The following is a 24,678-nucleotide window of genomic DNA, read 5'->3' as shown; positions in this document are numbered from 1 at the left end:
GTGCTGGTGCACTCGGCGGGAGTGCTGCAGATGGGCCAGGTGGCAGACCTTACCCCCGAACAATGGCGGAAAAGTTTCGAGGTCAACGTGTTCGCCGTAGCGAACCTGACCCGGCTGCTGCTGCCAGCGCTGCGAGCCGCCAAGGGCCAGGTCATTGCCATCAACTCGGGCTCAGGGTACGCCTCCGGCGACGGGTCTGCTCTTTACAGCGGCACGAAGTTCGCACTGCGGGCCTTCACCGATGCCCTGCGGCAGGAGGAACGCGCAAACGGCGTCCGGGTCAGCTCCATCCACCCAGGCCGGGTGGCCACCGACATGCAGCAGGAGTTGCACGACTTTGAGGGCAAGCCCTACCGGCCCGAGGAATGGATCCAGCCTGACCAGGTCGCCAAAGCGGTCCGCCTGGCAGTGGACGCTTCACGTGATTCGGTCATCGAGTCGCTGAACATCCGGCCATCCGGAATGGTCTGACCCGATACCTTCCAACGGCGCCTTCCTCGCCGTCCCCATCATTCGATGGGTAGGGGTTTGAGGCGGGTCAGCCTCGCCGGATCACTCGCGGCTTCCCGAACTGCGTCTGGACACCCGGCGAGTACAGCACCGATTCGGGTGGCCCCGTCACTTCGATTCCGGCGGCGCTGACCAACCCATCGTCGAGGTACCCGACTGTTGCGGGATGCAGCGGCCAGGGCGCGTGGGTGTTCGGGATGAACAGCGTGCGCCCGGCAAGTTCGGAGTGCAGGCCGAAGCGCGCGGTGAGGTTGATGGTCAACGGGTCGGTCGCGACCACCGAGCGGTTGGGCCGGACAGCGAACGACGACGTCGCCCCGCCCCTGAACCGCTGCACCGTATACCCTGCGAGACCCGGGTCGGGCACCGGCGCGCACCGGGACCACACGTAGGGGATTCCTGCCGCCCGCGCCACGAGGACCACGGCCAACCGTGACGCATCAAGGGTCAGGAACACCACCCCGCGGGTTCCCTCCGAATCCCGCGAATACAGCCGGACGTTGATCTCGCTGAAGGACCCGAAATAAGGGATGGGCATCCCCGAACCGATCCCGGCCCCGACCATCCGGAACCCGATCAACCCCACCCAGGCATCGCCGTCGTACACATCCGGTTCAGTACCGGGCGGCATAAATTGTGCGGCCGTCGCCACCGGGATCCGCCAGTGCAGGAAGACCGCATCCATCCATGCCTGGTCCATGATCGGCAGGCTGAGGAGGGGCGGCGCTGCCGGCCAGACGACTGAGTCAGACATTGGTGGTCACCTGTGTTCTCGTTGGTTTCATTCGATTATCGATTTGCAGAACTGAAAAGCCAAAGCCCACGAACATGGCACCAATGAACACGCAGTTGATCAGGACCTCGAGCGGATCGATGAGCCTCAGATCCACAAACGGGTACGGGTACCAGGTTCAACCGCAGCACCCGCCACAGGGTGGACTGCCTGCCCTCCGGGTTGCGGGCGAGGTCCAGGTTGATCATCAGAACCAGGATGTTGCTGAGGATGGTGAAGTAGCTGAAGAAGTTCCACCACGACATCGCGGGGCCCAGCAGGGAGTAGTTTTCCCCATTGATCAGTGCGATGACCTGGGCTTCGAGGCTCACAAGTCCAATCAGGGCGACGACGCCGTGCCAGCCTCTTGCAGCAATCCTCATAGTTTCCTCCGACAGTGAATGACAATGCCCTCCTGATCGTATGCCTAGTAGGCTGTGCCCGTGAATGACGAGACCCTTTGGGCTACAGAAAACCGTGAACACCCGGGGCACTCCGCCCGCTACATCAAACGGTTCGAGGCGATGCGTGAAGAGGGCCGTGACCTGCACGGTGAGGCGCGGCTGCTGGACGCGATGGCCGGGCGAAGGAGCCAGATCCTCGACGCCGGCTGCGGCACCGGCCGGGTCGGCGGGGAACTGGCACGGCTGGGTCACCATGTCATGGGTGTTGACGCGGACGCCGAGCTCATCGCCGCAGCACAGAACGACCATCCAACATCGCGGTGGCAGACCGGGGACCTGAGCGCCCTGGAGCTGGCGCGAACCTTCGAACTGATCGTGTGTACCGGAAACGTGTTGCCGTTCCTGGCACCCGGAACAGCGCCCGAGGTGCTCCGGCGGCTGCACGCGCATCTGATGCCGGACGGCCGACTGGTGGTGGGCTTCGGCAGCGACCGCGGGTACGCCGTCGACACCTTCTTCGCCGACGCCGACGCAGCCGGCCTCGAACGACAATCACTGTTCTCCACCTGGGATCTCAGGCCGTGGGAGCCGACGTCGTCGTTCCTGGTCGCCGTCCTAGCCCGCAAACACGCCGTCTAAACGACAAACGGCACCCGGCGAGAGCCACGAAAGCTGCTCCCCGGGTGCCGTCAGGCGGTAATCGATCAACCCAGCACCTGATCAGGCGCGGCTGATCCCAGCGCGTGCCATCGCGTCGGTGTAGGCGGCCTGCATTTCCTGCCGCCACACTTCCTGCTTCGCCGGGGATCCCGCAAACGCGCGGTCGCCGGTGGAGCGCACCTTGTACACCTTGAAACCGCGGCGCTGAATGGCCCGGTTCTCCAGCTGGGTGAGGCGGCGTGCCACCTTGTGCGCATCGGTGCCGTGAGCCACGAGGGCCGAGGCGCGAGAGACGCGCTGCAGGAAAGCCAACAAAGGCTTGACGCCTTCGTCGATCTGCTCTGGGGTGAGGGCCTTTTCCTTTACCTCTGTGACGTACCAGGGGTAAACGTTCCAGGGCATCACGAACTTGGGCTGCAGCCCAACGCTTTCGTAAATTTCAGCAGTGCGGATAGCACTCTGATCGTCGTTCTCCGCCGACACGAATCCTGAGGCGAGGCTTGCACCCGGGTTGGAGAACAGGCTCACAATCCGACACTCGTCGAGGTCATGTGCGGGGTCAATGTAGGGAAGTGAACGGTCCGGCTTCTGCTCGGCCAGAGTGTCACACATCCGGTTGATTTCTTCGATATTCGGGTCGTAACGTCGTTCCCACTGCTGTGCTCGGTAAGCCGGGTCCGCCATGCGTCGTGCCAATTTTGCCTCCTCGCGGACAATGCCTGAAGTGGCAATAATGTTGTCCGCAGTCTTCCAGCTTACGCGCCCAAGCTGAACGCGGGGTCACCCGGTCCTTGCTCGAGTGCATGGACTGCGTGCAGGATTCCCCAACTTCCGGGGCCGAAGACGGCGTGTCCCGCCGAACACGCCGCGTTTCTGGCCGTTACCCGGCGAAGGTGGGAGACCTGCACGCCCGACGGCGACCGACGACCAACCTAGGCATCGTCGCCGTAGATGAAACTTTTCGCGAAGGACACCGCCTTCTTGAACGCATCGTTGCGCAGGGAAACGTCGTCGACCGCATCACTGGATTCCAGGTATGCGGTGTGGCCTGGCCTGAGCACCCAGATGTCTCCCTGAGGGGGGAGATAGAACACGCCGAAAGACCGCTGCGATTGGTCATCACCCCAGATCGGGACGGCTGCGACAGCTGCGCCGGTATCCACATTGATCCATTGGGCGCGCGGCTGCGGCTCGCCACCCACTGCTGGGTCAAGGAACGGGGCGGCACCCTTTCCCCAGCGTTCCTCGAAACGCTCATAGAACGCGGGAACCAGCTGAGCGTCGTACCGCCGCCATCCGGACATCATGTACCCCTTAACTTCCTCAACCGTCGTCTACTGCGGAAGTGGGGCGGCCCCCGTTGCCCCCCGACAAGGGCCGCCCCTGCTCGTTGCGGGCCGCTCGTCAGGCGTTGATCTCCTGCCGGGACTGCCCATTGCTTTCAATTTCGATCCGCCGTGGCTTGGCCTTCTCAGCGATTGGGATGCGCAGGGTCAGCACGCCGCCGTCGTAATTTGCTTTCACTTTTTCGGTGTCCAGGGTGTCGCCGAGGATCAGTTGCCTGCTGAAGACGCCGCGGGGGCGCTCGGCGGCGATCAGCTCGGTTCCGTCTGGGGCGGAGGAGCTCCGTTCGGCACGGACGGTGAGCACGTTGCGCTCCACATCGAGGTCAATCGAGTTCGAGTCGACGCCTGGAAGATCGAAGGCCACCACAAAACTTTCGTTTTCCTGCCACGCGTCCATCGGCATCGCTGCCGGGCGGGCGGTCGTCCCGAGGACCTGCTGGGCCAGACGATCCAGCTCCCTGAATGGGTCGGTACGCATCAACATGGTTCCTTACTCCTTCAGCATCTTGAGTTGATGAATAGCCTGCCAATCATCTGTAGTGATTGACATAGATTTTTTATAGCACTGGTGAGAGACTGATGCAAGAGGGATTGTTCGATAAGTTCGGACCACGGCTGGAGGGTTGGAGATGACTGAGAAACAAGACCCCAGCGCCGGCCTGTACGCCATCTCGGTGGCGGCTGAGCTGGTCGGAATGGGACAGCAGAATCTGCGGCTCTATGAGCGGAAGGGCCTGCTCGACCCGGCCCGAACCCCCGGCGGGACCCGGAAGTACAGCGATCTTGATGTGGCGACGCTGCGCCGCATCGAGCAACTACTCGGCGAGGGGCTGAATCTTGCCGGCATCAGGATGGTCCTGGTGCTGGAAGCCGCGAACGGCAGGCTGCGCGACGAGCTCGACGCGGCCGAGTAGCCCGGCCGGCAGGCCAGGCGAGTAGCCGACTGAGTAACCCGCCCGGGCGGCCTAGGCCCGGCCCTTCAGGATCAGGTTCCAATACACCCAAGGCAGGATGCGCCGCTCCAGTACAAAGGTGGCACGGTGCTCCCGCATGATGCCTTTCCACGGGATGGACGGCTTCGCCCGGTACTGGTCATCAAATTCCGAGAACACCACCGTGGACCGCGACACCGTGAACGGGCAGGCCGAATAGTTGTTGTATTTCGCGTTGAGGCTTTTGCCCTTCAGGACCGCCATCAGGTTCTTGGCAACCACCTGGGTCTGCTGGCGAAGGGCAGCGCCGGATTTGGAATTCAGGGTCGCCGCCGCGTCACCGAGGGACCAGACGGCCGGATACCTGATGGACCGCAGCGTCTCGGGGTCCACCTCGACAAATCCCGCAGGGTCCCCGGGCTTCGACAGATCGGTGGCCTTGAGCCAATCCGGCGCGGACTGCGGCGGGACGGCGTGGAGCACATCGTAGGTCAGGGTCTCGCTGCCACCGACACCGCTGCCAGCACCAAGGTCCTGCACCGAGACGGTGCGTTCGACGGCGTCGACGGCGGTGATCTCACTGTTGTGGCGCACCTCGATACCGTACTCGGCGATCTTGCGGTTGAGTTCCTCATTGGCCACCGCCTCGGCGAACACCGTCGGGGTGGGAACAATCAGCATCACCCGGATGTCCTCGAGAACGCCCTGCTGGGCCCAATAGTCACAGGCGAGGTACATCGGCTTCTGCGCCGCTCCCCCGCAGGTGAGCGGCCCCGGTGGCAGGTTGAACACCACCGTCCCGCGCCGCAAGTTCCGCAGCAGCTCCCAGGCCTTGGGTGCCAGCTCGATCTCATAATTGGACGCCCCGTACTTCGATGCCATTGCGTCCGCCAGGCCCGGTACCGCGTCCCAGTCCTTCTGGATGCCGGGGCAAACCACCAGCTGGTCGTAGCGAATCTGGTCACCTGATGCCAGGTGGATGGTGTTCTGGCCTGCGTCGATGTCGACGACGGCGTCCCTGACCCAGGTCACGCCGCGGGGAATCACCGAGGCCTGAGGCCGGATGGCCTCCGACGCCTCGGCTGTTCCGCCGGCAATGTGGGAAAACAACGGCTGGTACAGGTGCCGGGAGCTGGGCTCCACCACTGCAATGCCTTTGGCGCCATACCTTCGGAGCCGTGCTGCGAGCGATATTCCTGCATTTCCGCCGCCAATAATGACTATTTGATGGCGGGTCGGCTGCGGATCGCTTGCGGCAGCGGCCACGGCCTAGGCTGACTTCTCGGTGAGGGCGCTGGCCTTATGGGCAGCCTTGGCGCCGGTCTTGTCCGACTCGACAACGTACTGTGGCTCGTCGTCGCTGGCACGGTGGGTGTTGCCCTCCAGCTGGAAATCACTGGTTTTCTTCTCCACAATTTTTCCGTGGGTAGTGCCCTGCGGGGTGTTCCACTCCACGCTCGTGCCCTTGGTCAGTGCCACAGTGACTCCTTCAATCGACAGTGTGCTTACCAGCCTACGGCCTCTTCCGTGTAGGACTGCGGGATTGACCTATGAAAAGATGGAAGCCACCAGACGCACGCTGTCGTGCAGGCGGGGTATCACCCTGCACGACGACGGAGGACTTCATGAAAGACGGCGAAACTACAGCAGTGCACGGTCGCCATCTCCCTGATCAGCCGACAGCCCCCGCCCCGGAACCCGGGGCGACGACGACGTCGTCGGCCTCGACGTCGACTTTGGCCGCGCCGGGGGCGACACGTAAGGGGTTCCGACCCGAGGTCCAGGGTCTTCGGGCGCTCGCGGTCCTGATGGTGGTCACCTACCACATCTGGTTTGACCGGGTCTCCGGTGGCGTGGACATCTTCCTGCTCATTTCAGCGTTCCTGATGACCCTGACGTTCGTGCGGAAAGCCGACCGGGGAGCCCCCTTCGCCCTCCTGGCGCACTGGGTGCACCTGTTCAAACGCCTGCTGCCCGCCGTCGTCGTGGTCCTGATCGGAACCATCACCGCGTCGCTGCTGTTTCTGCCGAAGGCCCGCTGGAGTATGGTGCTCGAGCAGTCGTGGGCGTCGCTGTTCTACTTCCAGAATTGGCTGCTGGCGTCCGAATCCGTTGACTACTACGCCGACACCAGTGTGGCCAGTCCGCTTCAACACTTCTGGTCCCTCTCCATCCAGGGCCAGGTCTTCATCCTGTGGCCGCTGCTCTTCCTGGCAGCGAGCCTGGTGGCGAAAAGCATTCACCTCCGGTTCCAGACGGTCGCCGCGGTGATCTTCGGTGCGCTGTTCGTTGCGTCGCTCGCCTTTTCCATCTATCAAACCGATGCCAACCAGTCCTACGCGTATTTCGATACCCGAGCCCGGCTGTGGGAGTTCGCGCTGGGAACACTGCTGGCTTTGGTGCTGCCGTATGTGAAACTGCCCAAGGCCGCAGCGGTAGCGGCGGGCTGGATCGGGTTGGCGGGGATGCTGAGCGTCGGCTACCTGGTGGACGTCGAGGGCGAGTTTCCTGGTTTTGTTGCGCTCTGGCCGCTCGTCGCTGCGGCGCTGATCATCACCGCTGGCCAAACCGGAAGCCGTTTCGGCGCTGACCGACTCCTCTCCTGGGGGCCGCTGGTAAAAATGGGTGACCTGTCCTACGCGCTCTATCTATGGCACTGGCCCGTGCTGGTCATTTACCTCGTGTATCGGGGACAGGACGCCGTCGGCCCCGTTGCGGGCCTGGCCATCATCGGCTTGTCGCTGATCCTCGCGTACTTCACCACCCGGTTTGTCGAACGCCCACTGCGGAGCCTTCCCCTGGTAGAGGCTAGCCGGGTGCGCAGCCTCGCAGTCATCGCCGTCTGCGTCACCCTCGTCTCCGTTTCGGTGGCCAGCGTGCAGTGGACCATGCGGGCACAGGCTCAAGCCCTGGCCAGCCAATCCGACACGCAAAATCCGGGCGCCTATTCGCTGCTGCCCGGCTTCGTCGACCGCTCCACGGGTGACTCGCCGCCGCTACCGGATCTGGGCAGCCTCGACGCCGAGTGGGGCGTGCTCGGCGAGAAGTGCGTAGGAGAGCACATTCCGGTAGAAAACGACCGTGCTGTCCGCGGTTGTTCCTTCACCCCCGCGGAGGGAACACCGGCGAAAGAGATCCTGGTCATCGGCGACTCGCACACCGAGCAATGGCTGGAACCCATCGAACTTATGGCCCAGCGAAACAACTACCAGGTGACGGCCCTGCTGCTGGGTGGGTGCAGCTACGGCACGGAAAGCGACAACCGTTCCGAGGCCTGCAACACGTTCAACGACGCCGCGACGGACTACGCGCTCAGGATGAAGCCCGACGTCGTGTTCACCATGGCGACCATCTCCCACAAGGCAACCACTGCCGAACGTGAGGTCTCCGGTATCGCTGAGGCCAGCAAAATTCTCGGGGAAGCAGGCATCCCCGTGATCGGGATGCGGGATAACCCCAGATTCGAAATCAATATGATCAACTGCGTCGAGGAACACGGGCCGGACGCTGCCGAGTGCACCTTCCCGGTTAGCGAGAAACTTGCCGCGACCGCGCCGGTGCCCTCGGCGCAGGAAACGGGCGGCGCGCTCCGCTTCATGGACCTCACCGACCTGATCTGCCCCGCAGGGATCTGCAGCCCGGTGGTGGGCAACGTCTATGTCTACCTGGACGACAACCACCTCACCATTTCCTACACCGGAACAACCCTGCCGCAATTCGAGGAGCGCTTCCACGCCGCCTTGGGCTGACGCCGGCCGGGACCAAGATGCCTCCAGCCGGGCATGAAGAGAGGGACAGTGCCGGTGGCCCTGTCCCTCTCTTTACCGGATGGTTCATCTCGTCCGGATCACGCTGTTTGTCCAGCGACCTGCCTAGCGGCGCTTGGTGAGTCCGCTCAACAGGTTCGCGGGGCGCTGCTGCTCGCCCTGCTGCGCACCGAGGACAATGACCACTCCGCTGACCACGGGCAGTGCCCACTGGACGATCTTGAGCTGCTTCTGTGCTGCGGCCAGTTCTGGTGAGCTGGAGGCGCCTGGTTCGGTTGCCCCTTTCGCACCCTCATCGGCCAGTTCCCCGACCTTCTTGCCCAGGATCCCGGCGTACAGTGACAGGCCCATTCCGGCGACCGTCACGACTGACTTGACGACGGTGTTGGCCAGCGCGCCGTCCTGTCCTGCGACCCGGCCCTTGTTGCCGAGGATGAGGCCGACGCCGCCAATGGCGTGGGCGCCGAAGGCTGCGGTCTGGATGGGGGTCCATTTGGCCCAGCCCACCGTCGCCAAACGGGTGCGTTCCTTCGGATCCTTGGCCTCCGCGGCCGCGCCGTTGAGGCCGACGGCACCCATCAGGGATCCGCCAAACCAGGCAGCGGCACTCAAATCGTGAACGGATCGTGCCAGTAGATTTCCAGCCATAGTGATCACTCCTCCAATAGATTTCCGTTGAATAACGGCAAAACTTGTTCCCTAAGCATACTTACTATCGGGTGGTTACGCACACCGGGGTCAGCCCGCGGCTATCTGCGGGGCGCCTTGAAGCCTCCCGCTGGCGCCGGCATCGCATAGGCTTCCCGCATGAGCCGCACACCAGCAGCGACTCCTGCCACCGTCGCCTTGAGCGCCGCCGGGGTCCACTTCTCAGTGCTGAACTACGCCCACAACCCTCGGTCGGGCAGCTACGGGGCGGAGGCAGCGGAAGCCCTCGGCGTCGACCCGACACGCGTTTTCAAGACCCTCATGGTGGATGTGGACGGAACGCTCACGGTCGCCGTCGTCCCCGTTTCCAGCTCGCTCAATCTGAAGGCACTCGCGGCCGCTTCCGGACGGAAGAAGGCGGTTCTCGCCGACCCTGCGCTGGCCCAGCGGCGGACGGGTTACGTCCTGGGCGGCATCTCCCCGGTGGGACAACGGCAAACCAGCCCGGCAGTGGTCGATGAATCCGCCCTGAGCTTCGCCACCATCCTGGTGTCCGGCGGGCGGCGCGGGTTGGAGATTGAGCTGGCGCCGGCGGACCTGATCAGGGTGACCAGCGCGACAGTGGCATCCATTGCGCAACGATAAAGAACCTGAATCCGTTATCGTAAAAAAACTTTGTCCGTTTCCGTGACAATAGTTACCCCTGGAAAGTAATCTTCTGACACCCGCCCTCTAGGCGGGCCCTAGATGACAACGCAGTCAATGGAGGAATTCCGGCATGGGAAAATTCTTTAGATCGACCAGGCTTTGGGCTTTGGGCGCAGCCTCGGTGGTTGCATTACCCCTCCTCGGGAGCGGCCCCGCCCTGGCGGATGCCAACTTCCCCTCAACCGAGGGAAAGACCAGCACGGCAAGCATTCTGACCTACGAGGACATGGTCAAGGACCTGCTCAAGCTTGAACGAAACAGCCGCTACGACGTGGATGTCTTCACCCTGGAGGAGGCCGGCACCACGGTCAACAAGAGCGAACAGGGCCAGGATCTCTACGTCGCCACGGTAGGAAACGGACCCGAGGATGTTTGGGTACAGGGTCGCATCCATGGCAATGAACCGTATGGAACTGAATCCATTCTGAGTCTGCTCAAGAGCCTCGGCACCAACGGATCAAGCAATTACCAGGAAATCCGTGACGCCTTCACCATCCACTTCATCCCGATGTACAACCCGGATGGAAGTGAGATGAACATCCGGCAGACCGTCCTCTGGGACGACGCAGCGAACGCGCCGCTGTTGGACACTTCAGGAAAGGAGCAGCGCGTCGACCTGAACCGGGATTGGGTCGCAGACCAATTCCGGGCCGACGAATCCCTTGCATTCTACGAATACTGGACCATGGTCAAGCCTGACTACGGCATCGACATTCACCACCAGGGCCTCAAGCAGGAGTATGGAACCGGCGACGACGTCACCCTGTCCCTGGGCATCTCCCTGGCACCGGGCGGGCCCACCCTTCCCACCCTCGCTAACGGCGAGTACGACATCCTCACCCGGCAGATGCACGGCTACGTGTACGAGGAACTCAGCAAAACAGGATTCATCAACATGGACCGCTACCAGGTAGGAGGCAGCCTCGAGATCGACATCAAGGGAGGCGTGGTGTCAGCGATGATGCTCGGACTGGACTACCAGGGTATGAACCCGACCGGGCACTCCACTCCAGTGGTATTTTTCGAAACCTCAGGCAACACCAGCGACGGCTCGCTGGGACAGAAGGCCAGGGGCAAGAGCATCCAGCAGAACATCCTCGCCATGGAGACGCTGCTGCTCGGACTGGCCACCGAGGAAGTACAGGCTGTCGATCCTGAAGTGTGGGAGGAAATTCCGCACGCACCGGTGACCGGCTACCTGACCGACTACGCGGGCGTCATACCAGTCACACCGTAGTACCAGTCCTGGCTGCGGGGATTGTGCGCCGGAAAGCTCATCGACGCAGGATCCCCGCGGCCAGCCCAAGATAGTCCCTGCAGGGCGAGCTGTCCAGACCGGACCGCAGTTTCAAGCCGACTTTGTCAAAGATAGTTTTATTGCCTAGCGCAATCGGTTTTTTGCTATTACGCTCCGGTTACGGTCACTGCGTACGCTCGCCGGGACCGGAAGCATAAGATCCCAAGAGAGGTCCAGGTTTATGAAAAAATCGATCACTGCTGCCGCGTTGGCTGGAGCCCTGTTGTTCACTGCAACTCCCGCCGCCATTGCCGTAGGCGAAGGCCCCGGGTATGGCGGCAAGGAAACCATCAATACGTCGATCCTCCGCACCTACGACGAGATGGTGCAGTTTTTGCAGAACCAGGATGCAAAACAGCCGCACATGGAACTGGAAGTGATCGGCCAGTCCGTGAAGGGGCGTGACCTCTATCTGGCAAAGTACATCCAGAACCAAGACAACCCCACCATCCTCTTTCTGACCCAGCAGCATGGCAACGAGCAGTTGACCACCGAGGGAGCCCTTGAGTACATCAAGCATCTGGGCACGGGTAAAACCGGAGATGTTCTCGACGGCGTCAATGTACTGGTGGTTCCGATGCTCAACGCAGACGGCGCCATGGGCGACGTCGATTTTTCACTTGAGAACTACATCGCAAAGGGCGACCGGAACCTCACCCGGTTCAATGCACTGGGCGTAGACCTGAACCGCGACCACATCACCAAAATTCAGCCCGAAACACAAGCCCTCCACAACAACGTGCTGGCGAAGTACGACGTCGATTACATGATTGACCTCCACCACCAGGGCGCGAACAGCGAGCGGGATGGGCGCCTGGTCTCAGGCTCCATTTTGCACCCGACCACACCGAACGTGGACCTCGACGTCCTCGAGGGATCCAAACGGCTGGGAGCAATTGTATTCGATGCCGTGGACTCCACCGGGTGGGGGCATCTTGGCAAGTACGCTGGTGGCTCTGCAGAAACCATCAGCCGGAATGGAATCGCTGTCGAGTACGGCATCTCTACGTTGCTTTTCGAGATGCGTGGCATGTCTGACCATTTCAACGAGGGAGCAATCCTCGGACAGAAGAGCAATGGGTACCTAATCAAGCAGACGATTACCACTCTGGATGCAACGGTTAGCGCGTTGTCGGACGGATCAATCGAAGACGCCGATACCTCGTTCTGGGACACGCTGGCCGTGCAGAACACCCGCACGGAATAAGGTCGCTGGACAGAGGGCTGCTCCCACCGGTCTTCCGGTTGGGAGCAGCCCTTTGTGCTGCCCGGACGTTGCCGCGCTGGGGTGGCACTCCGGGGAATAGAACCGGAGTCACTCCAGTTGACGTAGTTACTACTGCAACGGCAGTGGGTCAGTGAAGGGAGTGCGCCGTGAGCGATCACGAAAGTCCGGCACCCGCGCATCAAGCCGAGGCCGACGGCGGGGCATGCCCCTCCTTCGTGGCCGCCATGGACGTCATCGGACGGCGCTGGAGCGGCATCATCATCGAGGCGATCGGTAAGGGCAACACCGGCTTCGCCGACGTCAGCCGATTTGTCCCCCACATCGGCGACACCATGCTCGCCAAGCGGCTCCGCGAACTTGAAACCGACGGGCTCATTCAGCGCGAAGTCATGGCCGGGCGTCCCATCCGCGTGCGCTACTCACTTACCGTCGCCGGGCTGGCCCTGCTGCCCATTCTGCGGGACATCACCGCGTGGGGACACGCCTATTCGGTGACCGAGCAAACCGCAGCTGCCGAACAGACGCCCACAGTCCACCACCTCAACAAGGGACGATAAAAACTATGGCTTTCGAACTTGGCATCCTCACCTTTGGCGAGCTGACCACCGATCTGACGACCGGACGCATGCCCTCCCCCGAGGAGCGGATGAAGCAGACCATCGAGCAGGCCCGCGTCGCCGACGAGGTGGGCCTCGACGTCTTCGGCGTCGGCGAACACCACCGCACCGACTTCGTCGCCTCAGCCCCGCACATGGTCCTCGCGGCCGCAGCCATGGCAACCAGGAACATCCAACTCACCAGCGGCGTTACCGTGCTCAGCTCCGAGGACCCGGTCCGGGTGTTCCAGAACTTCGCCACCCTTGACCTCATCTCCGGCGGCCGGGCCGAGATCATCGCTGGCCGCGGGTCCTATACCGAGTCCTTCCCCCTGTTCGGGTACGACCTCGGCGACTATGCCGACCTCTTCCGGGAAAAGCTCGACCTACTGCTGGCCATCCGTGCCGAAAATCCGGTGTCCTGGCAGGGCAGCCTGCGCGCACCGCTGGTCAACGCCGACATCGCGCCCCGCCCGATCAGCGACCTGCCCATCTGGGTGGGCGTCGGAGGCACCCCCGCCTCGGCGGTCCGCACGGGACAGCTCGGCCTGCCCCTGGCGTTGGCCCTCCTGCTTGGCCCCATCACCCAGTTCGAGCGCCCCGTGGATCTCTACCGTCAGGCATCGGTTGCGGCCGGCCATGACCCCTCCAGCCAGCGGATCAGCATCAACGCCCACGGCATGGTCGGCAAGACCAGCCAGAGCGCCCGCGACGACTTCTTCCCGTACTTCTCCCGCGGTCTGGGCGAGAACAACCACCAGCGTGGAGCCAGTTTCAATCTGCCGCGGAACGCCTTCGAGGCCCAGGCCTCCCCCGCGGGCGGCCTCCTGGTGGGCAGCCCCCAGGAAATCATCGACAAGCTGCTCACCTATCACGACCTGTACGGCGTCTCCCGCGCCGTCTTCCAGATGGGCTTCGGCGGAGTGCCGCAGCAGACTCACCTGGAAGCCATCGAACGGTTGGGCACCGAGGTGGCGCCCGTCATCCGCGCCGAGATTGCCTCCCGCGAATCGGTGAACGCATGAGCCGGCCCCTGCGCGTCGTCGTCGTCAATGGCAGCCCCACCCAACGCTCAAAGACCATGGGCCTGGTCAAGCTCATTACCGAGTCACTGTCGCAGAAGCTTGCGATCGAGGTCCACCAGACCAACGTCTACCACCTGGGCCCCTCCTTCACCGGCGCCATCTCGCGGGCGGATCTGGACCCGGCGGTCGAGGCCGAGTACGCCGCCGTCGAGTCGGCTGACCTGCTCATCGCCGCGACCCCCGTCTACCGCGGCTCCTATGCGGGGATGTTCAAGCACTTCTTCGACCTGGTGGGGCAGTACTCGCTGACAAACACGCCGGTCATCCTCGTCGCCACCGGTGGCAGCGACCGGCACGCACTCGTCATCGAGCACGCCCTCCGGCCACTGTTCGGGTTCTTCCAGGCCGCGACCATTCCCGTGGGCTTCTACGCGAACTCCGGAGACTTCGACGGCGACCTGGTGCTCAACGCTGAGGTGTACAGCCGGATCGAGGTCGGGCTGGGCGATGTCATCGATAGCCTGCACCAAACCGTCAACCGGTGAGCAAAGTAGACATTCGATAAGGAAATTTCCACCACCGGCGCCTACCTTGACCCACTCAGTCCGGATTGCTCACCGGATAGAGGGGGTCGCTGACCGCCGTATCGGTATTCGGCTAGAGTTATACGGGTGAGGAATGGCCTACGGAACCCCGGTGTAGCGTGATTGACGACGCCGAGACGGACTCCCGGCGCCCCACCACCGCCCCCGCCTTTGTCCTTGCACAACTGCGCCGTGCCATCATCGCTGGCGAACTACTGCCCGGGCAGGCGCTCCGGCAGGACGCCCTCGCCGAACGCTTCGGGGTCAGCCGCGTCCCCCTCCGTGAAGCCTTCAAGGTACTGGAAGGCGAAGGGCAGGTGGTGTACGCACCACACCGCGGCTACAAGGTGGCCACCCTCTCGCTCACCGACCTTCTCGAGGTGTACCGCATCCGCGAGATCCTCGAGGCTGAAGCGGTTCGAGTCGCGATCAGGCGGTCCGACGACGGCGTCGTCACCCTGCTGAGAGCGGCAGCCCAGGAAGTAGAGACGGCGAGCGCGGCCGGAGATCTGCTGACCATGACCGAGGCGAACCGGCGGTTCCATTTCCTGATGGTGACTTCAGCCCGGATGCCGCGCCTCGAAAAACTGATCCAGGTGCTGTGGGATGCCACCGAGACCTACCGGTTCGTGTACTACGGCGACGAGGTCAACCGCCATCGGGTCGAGGACGAGCACCGACGCATCATCGACGCTTTCGCCGATCGTGATGCCGACCGGGTTATCACCCTGCTCAACGAACACCGCAGTCATGCTGTCGACGCCCTCAGGACTTTCCTGAACGGAAAGTGATCCCCGTCACGTAATATTTGTGATCCCTGTTACATTCTGACCACTAATTGGATACAGTATCCAAATGATCTGGTCACCGCCGCGCTCCTCAATGCTGCTCGCACCCTTGTTGCCCGGGGTACCGAAGTGCCAGCAGCCATGTTTCGAGGATCGCTTCCATGAGTGACTGGCTCGGTCTGGGTGGCCAACGGGTCCTGGTCGCTGGTGCTGGCGGTATTGGCAGCGCCGTGGCTGAAGCCTTCGCCGAGGCGGGAGCCCGCGTGGTGGTCGCCGACGTCAATCCGGCCGGTCTCGCCGCCCTGGACCCGCGGGTGCACCCCCTCGAAGTAGATCTCTCCACCACCGCCGGGTGCGACGACGCCGTCGCCCGCGCAGCCGCCGAACTCGGCGGACTCGATGTTCTCGTCCACGCAGTGGGAGTCAACAACCGGGTCCCACTGCTCGACACCACCGACGATGACTGGGATCGCATGATCACCATCAACCTCACCAGTGCCTTCCGCCTCGGTCGAGCCGCCGGCAAGCTCATGGTCGCTGCCGGCTACGGGCGCCAGGTGTACTGTTCCTCCGTATCGAGCCTGCTCGCCCACCCGGACCACGGCCCCTACGCCGCCAGCAAGGGCGGCCTGAACCAGCTCCTCCGTGTGATGGCCCGCGAATGGGCCGCCTCCGGGGTGACCGTCAACGCCGTCGCCCCCGGCTACGTGGAAACCGAACTCACCCGCGGTCATCTGGACAAACCGGGCGTCCGCGAACACTACACCTCGCTCGTCCCCGCCGGCCGGCTGGGCACCACCGGCGATCTCACCGGCCCCGCCCTCTTCCTCGCCTCCCGCCAGGCCGCCTTTGTCACCGGCCATGTGCTCTACGTCGACGGCGGGCGGACCCTTGTCTGAGCAAGAGTGGGCTGAGCAGGAGTCAGCCGAGCGCCAGCCGACCGAGAAGGCCGACGGCGGCCGCTTCCCGTTGCTCGCGCCGGGGGTGCTCGACGACGAGCAGCTCGCCCTTTACAACACGATCGCCGGGCCACCCCGTGCGGGTGGCCCCTTCCTGGTGGTCGACGACGACGGCCATCTGGCCGGGCCGTTCAACGCACTGCTGTACGCCCCGCAGATCGGCCAGGCCGTGCAGGCGCTGGGCGCAGCGCTCCGGTTTGGCGGGAAACTGCCCGCCCGCACCCGCGAACTGGTGATCTGCGCCGTCGCCGCCGAACGCTGCTCAGCCTACGAATGGTATGCGCACAGCAGGGTAGCCCTCACCGTCGGCATCACCCCGACGGAACTGGAAAACCTCCGTGGGGGTTTCGTCCCGGCTGAGCTACCCGACGACGAACTCTCGGCCCTGACGTTCACCGCCGCCCTCCTCAACGGGCGGGCCGTCTCCGATGTCGACCATGCAGCCGCGCTCGAGCACCACGGCCACGAAGGCATCACCGAGCTGTCCATCCTGGTGGGCTACTACCGGGCCCTGTCCGGGCTGCTCGCCGCCGGTGACGTCGGCGCACCAGCGGCCAGGGCGCCAGCCGCCCCCAATTCTCAACCTCCATCACACATCACCACCACCACTAAGGGAGAACGTCCATGACCACCTCACCACTGCACCGTCGCAGGGTCCGGCTTGCCGCCGCTGCACTCACCGTCCCCGCACTGTTCCTGTCCGCCTGCGGCAGCCCCGATACCAGCGGCGGAGACAGCGGCGGCGGAGACGCCAGCGCCGCAGCCGACGGCGGCACCCTGTCCATCGCCACCGGCGGTACCGGCGGCGTGTATTACCCCCTCGGCGGCGGCTTCGCCACGATGATCCGCGACAACGTCGAGGGCTACGACGCCACGGTCCAGGAGACCAACGCCTCCGTGGACAACATGCTCCTGATCGAGAACGGTTCAGCCCAGCTGGCCTTCGCCGTCGGTGACGTTGTTTCCGACGCCGTCGAGGGCGTCAACGACTTCGAGGGCAACCCCATCGAAATCTGCTCACTGGGCAACACCTACAACAACTTCATGCAGGCCGTCACCGTTGATGGCACCGGCATTGAGGGTGTCGCTGACATGGAAGGCAAGGTCGTCTCGGTCGGCGCTCCCGGCTCGGCCACCGAGGTCGCTGCCCTGCGTATCCTTGAGGCCGCTGGAATCGACCCCGAGTCAGGGGTGGAACGCCGTCAGCTCGGCGCCGCTGAAACCGTCGCAGCCCTGCGTGACGGCACCATCGACGCTGGTTTCTGGTCCGGTGGCCTGCCCACCGGCGCGCTGATCGACCTCGCCAGCGACGGGGACATGAACCTCCTCAACATCGGGGAGTACGCCGAACAGCTCTCCACCGAATACGGCGACTACTACGTCGAGGAAGACATCCCCGCCGACACCTACGAGGGCCAGACGGAGGCAGTCTCAGCGATCGCCTCACCGAACATCCTCGTAGCCAGCCCGGAAATGGACGAGCAGTTGCAGCAGGACATCACCGCGGCGATCTTCGACAACGTTGAAGCCCTCACCCAGGTGCACCCCGCCGCCGTCGAGCTGGATGCCGCCACCGCCGGGGACATCGCCTACGTCGAGACCTGCCCCGGCGCCCAGGCGTACTTTGACGAAAACGCAGGCTAACCACTGATGCGTAAGCCCGCTGTCGTCGTCGCCGTCCTGGTGTGCCTTGGCACGCTGGGCGGTGGGGCGTTCGCGGTTGCTGCCCAGAGTGTCCCCGAACGGCACGCTCCCGGGCGCAGCATCGTGATCACCAACGACGACGGCGGGCTGGCCTCGGTTCCCCTTTCCGGGGATACTTTCGCGGTCAGCTACCGCAATTCGATTTACGGAACCATCGCCGAGGAACGTTACACGGTCCTCCCCGACGGCAGTTTCCGGCTCCACCAGATCGCCGCCGACCAGCTCGCGGTGCTCGAAGAGTATTACGGTGTCCCCGGCGCCCCCACCCCCGCGGACCCCAACGACCGGCGGAACTTTGTGGTCGAGCCGGACCCAGCACACCCCGCCGTGTTCACGGACCTTTCTATTGCCGCCACCGATCTTGGTGAACGCACCCTCCACCTGCCCGGAACAGCGCCCGTTTCGCTGTGGGACATGGTCGACGACGATCAGCCCTTCATCCTGCTAGACATCAAGGAGACCCCATGACCGAGCGAATTGACGGCGACGGCGCCGTCAAGGCCGGCAAGCTGCACCGCCCCACCCCCGACGAGGCGATCGATCCGAGCCGCCGCGACGAAGCGCGAATACCCGACGACGCCGAGATCAACCCGATCGATCGCAGCGACGAGATCGATGAAGACGCGCTGATCGCCGAGTTCGAGGCGGAGAAACCCGCCCGGCAGCTGGCGGGTCTTCCTGCCCTGGTGGTCAAGGTCGTCGCCGGCGGCATGTCGGTCTTCGCCCTGTACTGGGTGTTCAACCCGATGGCGACGCAGTTCTATCTGCCAGCGTTCCTGATGGTCGGGCTGTCCCTGACCTTCCTGGTGTACCGCGGGTGGGGCCGGTCGGATAAGGCCAAGGAAACCGGAAAATCCGATAATCCACACATCCTGGACTGGGTATTTGCTGCCATCGCCGTGGTGCCCTTCGCCTACATCATTTCCGACTGGGACTCCTTCTTCCGCCGCGCCATCAATCCCACCTACCTCGACCTGGCCATGGGCATCATCGCCATCCTCGTGGTCCTGGAAGCCGCCCGGCGGACCGTCGGTATCCTGGTGCCGCTGGTGGTCGTGGGATTCTTCGCCTACGCCTACTGGGGCCCGTACATTCCGGCGCCGTTCAACACGTCGTCGTTCGACTGGATCCGGCTGGTGGGCCACAACGTGATGGGCACTCAGGGAATCTTCGGGGTGCCCACCGACGTCGCTGCCACGTACATCATCCTGTTCACCATCTACGGTGCCGTGCTCGGCGCCTCGGGTGCCACCAAGTTCTTCATCGACCTCTCCTTCTCGGCGTTCGGCCAGTCGAAGTCCGGCCCCGGCCGGACCGTCACCCTGGCGGGCTTCCTGCTGGGTACCGTGTCAGGTTCCGGCGTGGCCACCACCGTCACCCTCGGTGGCATCTCCTGGCCGCTGCTGCGCAAGGCCGGTTACCCGAAGGAACACGGTGGTGGCATCCTGGCCGCCGCGGGTATCGGCGCGATCATGTCGCCTCCAACCCTCGGCGCTGCGGCGTTCATCATCGCCGCCCTGCTGGGCGTGTCCTACCTTGAGGTCCTGATCTGGGCCACCATCCCCACCCTGCTCTACTACTTCGGCATCATCCTCGCCATTGAGATGGACGCCCGCCGGTTCAAGACCAAGGCAGTGGAGATGGACATCAAGCCCGTCGGTAAACTGCTGCTGCGCTTCGGCTACCACTTCAGCTCCCTGATCGCCATCGTCGCCTTCATGGCCATGGGCATGACCCCGTTCCGGGCCGTGGTCTTCGCCACGGTGCTCGCCTTTGTGCTGAGCTTCTTCGACCGCGAGTCCTGGATGACCCCCCGGCGGATCTGGGATGCCCTGGCCACCGGAGCCACCGGCGCCCTCTCCGTCATCCCCGTGATGGCGGCGGCGGGCCTGATCGTGGGCATCATGACCCTGACCGGTCTGGGCCTGAAGCTCGCCAGCATCATCGTCGACTTCGCTGGCGGCAGCCTCCTGCTCACCGCGATCTTCTCGGCTACCGCGGTCATCCTGCTGGGCCTGGCGGTGCCGGTCACGGCGAGCTTCATCATCTCCTGGGTGATCATCGGCCCCGCCCTGCAGGACGTGGGCGTGCCGGGCTTCGCCGCAGCGATGTTCATCTTCTACTACTCGGTCCTCAGCGAGGTATCACCCCCGACGGCGCTCTCGCCGTTCGCCGCGTCGGCCATCACCGGCGGCAAACCGATCAAGACCATGTGGCTCACCTGGCGGTACACCCTGTCCGCCTTCCTGGTGCCGTTCATCTTCGTCCTCTCCGGCTCGGGTGTTGGGCTGCTGCTCCAGGGCGGCGTCGCTACCGTGGCACTGGCCTTCTCCGTGTCGATCCTCGCGGTCGCAGCGCTGGCCGTCTCCACCGGTGGCTGGCTCATCGGCCCGGCCCGCTGGCCGGAACGGGTCATCCTGGCCATCGGGTCCCTCCCGCTGCTCACCCTCGATCCGCTGAACATTGGGATCGGCATCGCGATCATCGCCGTCGGTGTGGTGGTGCACCTGATCGGCCGGAAACGGCACCCGTATGATCCGGACGCCGAGCCGGCGGAAGCAGACTCAACCGATTCGGTTGATTCGGTTGATTCGGCAACGAGGACGACGACGTCGGCCACCTCCTCGGGGGCCGGTGCGCACCGTGCGTCGTCCACCGCGGCAGTCACCTCGTCGCCGAAGAGTGTTGCGTCGTCGAAACCCACCACGGGTCCCGCCGCTTCATGACCAAAGCACCGTCGACGCACGCAGCGGTCACCATGCTGCAGGCCGTCTCCGTCACCACCACAGGGGTGCTTCCTGCCTTCCTGCTGGGTGCGTTGGCGGTGCAGATCCGTGGGGACCTGGACATTGGTCCAGCGGAAATGGGGATGGCTGCGGCCACTCTCTTCACCGTGTCCGGTGTACTGGCCCGCCCGTTGGGCGGGCTGGTGCAGCGCATCGGCGCCGCGAAAGGCATGGTCGCCTCGGCGACGCTCGCCGCCGTCGCCCTGGCCGGTGCCGGTCTGGCGCCGACGTTCGCGCTGCTGATCGTGGCCCTGTTTGTCGGTGGGCTGGCCAACGCGATGGCCCAACCGTCGGCGAACCTGGGCATTTCCCGGGCGGTCAATCCGAACCGGCTGGGCCTGGCGTTCGGCGTCAAGCAGTCCTCCATCCCGGCGGCCTCGATGATTGCCGGGATCGCCGTCCCGGTGATTGCCCTCGCCGTGGGCTGGCGGTATGCGTTTCTGCTCGGCTCCCTGATGGCCATCGCAATTGCCGTGTGGGCGTTCTTCAGCGCACCCGGCACCCGCCCGACCCAGCCCGGAGAAACCCCCAAGGCCGACCGCGGCACCCCCAGGGGCGGGTTGGTGATGCTGAGCGTGGGCGCCGGGCTCGCCGCCGCGGCGGCCACCTCGCTGGGCGTGTTCCTGGTGGACTCGGCGGTGCAATCCGGAATGGCGCCCGGAACCGCCGGGCTGCTGTTCGCCGGCGCAGCGCTGCTGGGCCTGGTGATCCGCATCCTGCTGGGCCTCGCCATGGACAGGTACCCGCACCGCAGCCCGCTCGTACTGATCACCAATCTCCTCGCCACCGGGGTGATTGGGTATTTGCTGCTCGCCCTGGGCACCAGTTCGCTGCTTTTCGTGCTCGGTGCGCTGTTGGCCTACGGCGCCGGCTGGACCTGGCCAGGCCTGGTGCACTTCGCTGTGGTCCGCGACAACCGCGCCAACGCGGCCACCGCCACCGGCGTCATCCAGACCGGGCTGTCCCTGGGTGCCGCGGCCGGGCCGCTGCTGTTCGGGCTGCTGACCGCCGCCACCTCGTATGACACCGCCTGGCTGGCCGCCGCCGTCGTCGCCGCCCTGGCAGCCGTGACGTTCACGGTGGCTCGCCGCATGATCCGCCGGTCGCGGGCACTCACCGCCGCCGCGCCGCCGGCCACAGACCACACCTTGACCCCAATGGAGGAGAAGAGATGACACCCACGCGTTTCGCAGTGGTGGGAGGTGGCATCGTTGGTGCCGCCGTCGCCCGCCGGCTGCTGCAGGTCCAGCCCGACGCCCACGTCACCGTGCTGGAGAAGGAACCCATCCTTGCCGGACACCAGACCGGCCGGAACTCCGGCGTCGTCCACGCCGGGCTGTACTACACGCCCGGATCGTTGAAGGCGCGGCTCTGCCGGCAGGGCGTGGACATGCTCAAGGAGTACTGCGAAGGGAAGGGCCTGCCCTACGACGAGTGCGGCAAGGTCCTCGTGGCCCGCAACCCCGTCGAGGAAGGCCGGCTCGGGGACATCATGGACCGCGCGGTCGCCAACGGTGTGCCGGGCGTGCGCCTCATCAACCAGGACGAGCTGCTGGACCTCGAACCCCACGTCAAGGGCACCTCTGGCCTGCACTCCCCGCACACCGCGATCGTCGACTACGGCGCCATCACCCGCTCCCTCGCCAAGGACGTCGAGGCCGCCGGCGGCACCGTCCACACCAACTTCGAGGTCACCGCCCTGAGCGAACGCGCCGGGCAGACGGTGGTCACCGGCAAGCACCACGGCACCGAAACCTCCGACGCCTACGACACGGTGATCGTCTGCGCCGGACTGCAGGCCGACCGGGTGGCGAAGCTCGCCGGCGACGACGACGACCCCAAGATTGTGCCCTTCCGCGGCGAGTACTATCTGCTGCGCCCGGAACGCCGGCATCTGGTCCGCGGGCTGGTTTACCCGGTACCGGACCCCCGGTATCCCTTCCTTGGCGTGCATCTGACCCCGACCACCGACGGCGAGGTGATGGTGGGCCCCAATGCGGTGCTGGCCCTCGCCCGTGAAGGCTACAAGTGGTCCACTATTTCGCCCCGCGACCTCAAGGACGCGGTAATGTACTCGGGATTCCGGGCCTTCGCGAAGCAGCACTGGCGCACCGGTGCCGCCGAAATGCTCGGGTCGCTGAGCAAGCGCCGGTTCGTCGCCGAAGCGCGCAAGTACGTTCCCGAGATCACCGCCGACGACGTCGTCCCCGGCCCCCGCGGCATCCGCGCCCAGGCGCTGACCCGCGACGGTTCCCTGGTGGACGATTTCCGGATCACCCGGCAGGGCTCGGTGCTGTCCGTAAGGAACGCGCCATCGCCCGCCGCCACCTCCTCGCTCGCCATCGCCGAGCACATTGTCTCGCTGGCACTCGACCGCGACTCCGACCGAAAGGACACCTCATCCCTGTGACTACGCACCCACTGACAACTTCCCCTGTTTCCCCGCTCGCCAAAGGCCTCTGGGGCGTGCTCGCCACACCCTTCTCCGGCAACGACTTCGCCGTCGACACCGAGTCGCTCCGCAGCGAAGTCCGCCTCTATACCGGGCTGAACGCCACCGGCATGGTGGTGCTCGGCGTGTTTGGCGAGGGCGTGTCCCTGGACACCGCCGAGCAGACCCTGATCGTGACGACCGTCGCCGAGGAAGCCGGTGACACTCCGTTGGTGGTCGGCCTGTCGGCGCGGTCGACGGCGGTCGCCGTCGAGCAGGCGCGCACCGCGGTCGCCGCCGCGGGCAGCAACCTCGGTGCGCTGATGGTGCAGGCCAATAGCGCCAACCCCGAGCTGCTCGCCGCGCATCTGACGGCGATCAACGAGGTCATCCCCGCCGGGACCGGCGCCGGGATTGTGCTGCAGGACTATCCGGTGGCTTCGGGTGTGAAGATCAGCGCCGCACAGATTCTGAAAGTGCTGGAGCTCTGCCCGTTCATCAGCGCCGTGAAGTCCGAGGCGCCACCCACCGCCGTCCCCATCGCCGCGCTGACCGCTGCCACCACGGTGCCGGTCTTCGGCGGGCTGGGCGGGGTCGGGCTGCTCGATGAGCTGGCCTCCGGTGCGGCGGGCGCGATGACCGGGTTCTCCCACCCGGAGGGCCTGCAGGCGGCGTTGACCGCGTTCAACGACGGCGGTTTCCCAGCCGCCCGGGCCGCGTTTGCCCCGTGGCTGCCGCTGGCCAACTTCGAGGGCCAACCCGGCATTGGGCTGGCCCTTCGCAAGGAGATCCTGCGCCGCCGCGGCATCATCGCCGACGCCGCGGTACGCCCGCCGTCCCCCACGTTGCCGCCGGCACTCGCCGACATGATCGACGCCCACCTTGATGCTGTGAAGGAGATTGCCTGATGGATACCGGACTCAAGGGGAAGAACGTGCTGGTACCGGGCGCAAGCTCGGGCATTGGCCTGGCCATTGCCCAGGCACTCGCCGACGAGGGCGCCAACGTGGTGCTCGCCGCCCGCCGCGAGGACGTGGTGCAGGCCGAAGCCGCCAAGCTGCCCTCCGCCGTCGGGATAGCGATGGACCTGACCGACGACGGCGCCCCCGCCGCCCTGGTCGAAGCCGCCGAGCAGGCCTTCGGACCAATCGATGTGCTGATCCTCAACAGCGGCGGCCCACCCCCTGGCGGTGCGGCGGATGTCAGCGACGAGCAGGCCCTGGCCGCGGTACACCAGTTGCTGCTGCAGCACATGAGGCTGACCAACCTGGTGCTGCCCGGTATGCGCGAACGCGGCTGGGGCCGGATTGTCGCCGTCGGCTCCAGCGGAGTGCAGCAGCCGCTGCCCAACCTGGCGCTCTCCAACATTGGCCGGGCCGGGCTGGCCGGCTACCTCAAAACCCTCGCCGCCGAGGTGGCGGCCGACGGCGTCACCGTGAACATGGTGCTGCCCGGCCGGATCGACACGGACCGGGTGGCGTCCCTCGACGCTGCGGCGGCCAAGCGGACCGGCAGCACCCCGGACGAGGCTCG

General features: G+C 64.9%; 28 protein-coding genes. 20 read left to right on the top strand and 8 right to left on the bottom strand.

The genetic code is table 11. The features are described 5' to 3' along the window. On the top strand, window positions 1-471 hold the full coding sequence (locus tag B384_RS19400; protein WP_337459714.1) for an SDR family oxidoreductase: 471 nt from the start codon (window positions 1-3) through the stop codon (window positions 469-471). Between the two features lie 67 nt (window positions 472-538). Here the strand turns inward: B384_RS19400 and B384_RS0116650 are convergent, their stop codons facing one another. Both B384_RS0116650 and B384_RS0116645 read right to left on the bottom strand, forming a co-directional pair. After that, on the bottom strand, window positions 539-1,264 hold the full coding sequence (locus B384_RS0116650) for a YqjF family protein (RefSeq protein ID WP_019484232.1): 726 nt from the start codon (window positions 1,262-1,264) through the stop codon (window positions 539-541). A gap of 35 nt (window positions 1,265-1,299) precedes the next feature. Continuing rightward, window positions 1,300-1,665: a hypothetical protein gene (locus B384_RS0116645; protein ID WP_019484231.1), complete on the bottom strand. Its 366-nt coding sequence runs from the start codon at window positions 1,663-1,665 to the stop codon at window positions 1,300-1,302. Between the two features lie 54 nt (window positions 1,666-1,719). On the opposite strand from B384_RS0116645, the gene B384_RS0116640 reads away from it, so the two are divergent. Then, on the top strand, window positions 1,720-2,325 hold the full coding sequence (locus B384_RS0116640; RefSeq protein ID WP_019484230.1) for a methyltransferase domain-containing protein: 606 nt from the start codon (window positions 1,720-1,722) through the stop codon (window positions 2,323-2,325). Between the two features lie 81 nt (window positions 2,326-2,406). Here the strand turns inward: B384_RS0116640 and B384_RS0116635 are convergent, their stop codons facing one another. From B384_RS0116635 to B384_RS0116625, 3 genes are all read right to left on the bottom strand, one after another. Then, window positions 2,407-3,042 carry a uracil-DNA glycosylase gene (locus B384_RS0116635; protein ID WP_237715347.1) on the bottom strand — a complete coding sequence of 212 codons (636 nt, stop codon included), beginning with the start codon at window positions 3,040-3,042 and terminating at the stop codon, window positions 2,407-2,409. A gap of 236 nt (window positions 3,043-3,278) precedes the next feature. Next, window positions 3,279-3,650 (bottom strand): hypothetical protein, encoded by a 372-nt coding sequence (locus B384_RS0116630; RefSeq protein WP_024476602.1) that lies wholly within the window; start codon window positions 3,648-3,650, stop codon window positions 3,279-3,281. Between the two features lie 100 nt (window positions 3,651-3,750). Beyond that, entirely contained in the window at window positions 3,751-4,176 is a 426-nt protein-coding gene (locus tag B384_RS0116625; protein WP_019484227.1) for an Hsp20/alpha crystallin family protein, read from the bottom strand. Between the two features lie 145 nt (window positions 4,177-4,321). Here B384_RS0116625 and B384_RS19395 point away from each other — a divergent pair, with 145 nt between their 5' ends. After that, window positions 4,322-4,606, top strand: a complete 285-nt coding sequence (locus B384_RS19395) for a MerR family transcriptional regulator (RefSeq protein WP_019484226.1) — start codon at window positions 4,322-4,324, stop codon at window positions 4,604-4,606. A 51-nt stretch (window positions 4,607-4,657) separates the two neighbouring features. Here the strand turns inward: B384_RS19395 and B384_RS0116615 are convergent, their stop codons facing one another. After that, window positions 4,658-5,890 carry an NAD(P)/FAD-dependent oxidoreductase gene (locus B384_RS0116615; RefSeq protein ID WP_019484225.1) on the bottom strand — a complete coding sequence of 411 codons (1,233 nt, stop codon included), beginning with the start codon at window positions 5,888-5,890 and terminating at the stop codon, window positions 4,658-4,660. Between the two features lie 3 nt (window positions 5,891-5,893). After that, window positions 5,894-6,103: a DUF2945 domain-containing protein gene (locus B384_RS0116610; RefSeq protein WP_019484224.1), complete on the bottom strand. Its 210-nt coding sequence runs from the start codon at window positions 6,101-6,103 to the stop codon at window positions 5,894-5,896. A gap of 146 nt (window positions 6,104-6,249) precedes the next feature. On the opposite strand from B384_RS0116610, the gene B384_RS0116605 reads away from it, so the two are divergent. Continuing rightward, entirely contained in the window at window positions 6,250-8,373 is a 2,124-nt protein-coding gene (locus tag B384_RS0116605; RefSeq protein WP_019484223.1) for an acyltransferase family protein, read from the top strand. A gap of 123 nt (window positions 8,374-8,496) precedes the next feature. Here the strand turns inward: B384_RS0116605 and B384_RS0116600 are convergent, their stop codons facing one another. After that, window positions 8,497-9,039, bottom strand: coding sequence for a hypothetical protein (locus B384_RS0116600; protein WP_019484222.1), 543 nt, complete (start codon window positions 9,037-9,039; stop codon window positions 8,497-8,499). A gap of 159 nt (window positions 9,040-9,198) precedes the next feature. Here B384_RS0116600 and ybaK point away from each other — a divergent pair, with 159 nt between their 5' ends. From ybaK to B384_RS0116520, 16 genes are all read left to right on the top strand, one after another. Next, window positions 9,199-9,684: a Cys-tRNA(Pro) deacylase gene (gene ybaK, locus B384_RS0116595; protein WP_019484221.1), complete on the top strand. Its 486-nt coding sequence runs from the start codon at window positions 9,199-9,201 to the stop codon at window positions 9,682-9,684. 133 nt (window positions 9,685-9,817) lie between these two features. Continuing rightward, entirely contained in the window at window positions 9,818-10,984 is a 1,167-nt protein-coding gene (locus B384_RS0116590) for a M14 family zinc carboxypeptidase (protein ID WP_019484220.1), read from the top strand. Window positions 10,985-11,225: 241 nt separating this feature from the next. After that, window positions 11,226-12,251, top strand: coding sequence for a M14 family zinc carboxypeptidase (locus B384_RS0116585; RefSeq protein ID WP_019484219.1), 1,026 nt, complete (start codon window positions 11,226-11,228; stop codon window positions 12,249-12,251). A gap of 167 nt (window positions 12,252-12,418) precedes the next feature. After that, on the top strand, window positions 12,419-12,829 hold the full coding sequence (locus B384_RS19390; protein WP_019484218.1) for a winged helix-turn-helix transcriptional regulator: 411 nt from the start codon (window positions 12,419-12,421) through the stop codon (window positions 12,827-12,829). 5 nt (window positions 12,830-12,834) lie between these two features. Then, window positions 12,835-13,893, top strand: coding sequence for an LLM class flavin-dependent oxidoreductase (locus B384_RS0116575; RefSeq protein ID WP_019484217.1), 1,059 nt, complete (start codon window positions 12,835-12,837; stop codon window positions 13,891-13,893). Beyond that, entirely contained in the window at window positions 13,890-14,438 is a 549-nt protein-coding gene (locus tag B384_RS0116570) for an NAD(P)H-dependent oxidoreductase (protein ID WP_019484216.1), read from the top strand. The genes B384_RS0116575 and B384_RS0116570 overlap by 4 nt, the downstream gene beginning before the upstream one ends. 158 nt (window positions 14,439-14,596) lie before the next feature. Continuing rightward, window positions 14,597-15,268: a GntR family transcriptional regulator gene (locus B384_RS0116565; RefSeq protein ID WP_019484215.1), complete on the top strand. Its 672-nt coding sequence runs from the start codon at window positions 14,597-14,599 to the stop codon at window positions 15,266-15,268. A 158-nt stretch (window positions 15,269-15,426) separates the two neighbouring features. Further along, window positions 15,427-16,164 (top strand): SDR family oxidoreductase, encoded by a 738-nt coding sequence (locus B384_RS0116560; RefSeq protein WP_019484214.1) that lies wholly within the window; start codon window positions 15,427-15,429, stop codon window positions 16,162-16,164. Continuing rightward, window positions 16,157-16,852 carry a carboxymuconolactone decarboxylase family protein gene (locus B384_RS19385; protein ID WP_019484213.1) on the top strand — a complete coding sequence of 232 codons (696 nt, stop codon included), beginning with the start codon at window positions 16,157-16,159 and terminating at the stop codon, window positions 16,850-16,852. The genes B384_RS0116560 and B384_RS19385 overlap by 8 nt, the downstream gene beginning before the upstream one ends. Then, window positions 16,849-17,868: a TAXI family TRAP transporter solute-binding subunit gene (locus B384_RS0116550; protein WP_019484212.1), complete on the top strand. Its 1,020-nt coding sequence runs from the start codon at window positions 16,849-16,851 to the stop codon at window positions 17,866-17,868. The genes B384_RS19385 and B384_RS0116550 overlap by 4 nt, the downstream gene beginning before the upstream one ends. A 6-nt stretch (window positions 17,869-17,874) precedes the next feature. Further along, window positions 17,875-18,396 (top strand): hypothetical protein, encoded by a 522-nt coding sequence (locus B384_RS0116545; protein WP_019484211.1) that lies wholly within the window; start codon window positions 17,875-17,877, stop codon window positions 18,394-18,396. Beyond that, the gene (locus tag B384_RS0116540) at window positions 18,393-20,654 is read left to right on the top strand and encodes a TRAP transporter permease (RefSeq protein ID WP_019484210.1); all 2,262 of its coding nucleotides are present in this window, start codon (window positions 18,393-18,395) and stop codon (window positions 20,652-20,654) included. Before B384_RS0116545 ends, B384_RS0116540 begins: the two co-directional genes overlap by 4 nt. After that, a complete protein-coding gene (locus B384_RS0116535) occupies window positions 20,651-21,889 on the top strand; it encodes an MFS transporter (RefSeq protein ID WP_019484209.1) in 1,239 nt (412 codons plus the stop codon). Before B384_RS0116540 ends, B384_RS0116535 begins: the two co-directional genes overlap by 4 nt. Further along, window positions 21,886-23,124: an L-2-hydroxyglutarate oxidase gene (lhgO, locus tag B384_RS0116530; protein WP_019484208.1), complete on the top strand. Its 1,239-nt coding sequence runs from the start codon at window positions 21,886-21,888 to the stop codon at window positions 23,122-23,124. Before B384_RS0116535 ends, lhgO begins: the two co-directional genes overlap by 4 nt. After that, entirely contained in the window at window positions 23,121-24,053 is a 933-nt protein-coding gene (locus tag B384_RS0116525; RefSeq protein ID WP_019484207.1) for a dihydrodipicolinate synthase family protein, read from the top strand. The genes lhgO and B384_RS0116525 overlap by 4 nt, the downstream gene beginning before the upstream one ends. After that, a partial coding sequence (locus B384_RS0116520; protein ID WP_019484206.1) for an SDR family NAD(P)-dependent oxidoreductase occupies window positions 24,053-24,678 on the top strand: 626 nt, incomplete at its 3' end. The genes B384_RS0116525 and B384_RS0116520, both read left to right, overlap by 1 nt.

Origin of the sequence: Arthrobacter sp. TB 23 (assembly GCF_000294595.1) — a bacterium.
Classification (GTDB): Bacteria; Actinomycetota; Actinomycetes; order Actinomycetales; family Micrococcaceae; genus Arthrobacter_D.
The sequence above is the reverse complement of the archived record's forward strand: the minus strand, read 5'-3'. Positions and strand labels throughout refer to the sequence as shown.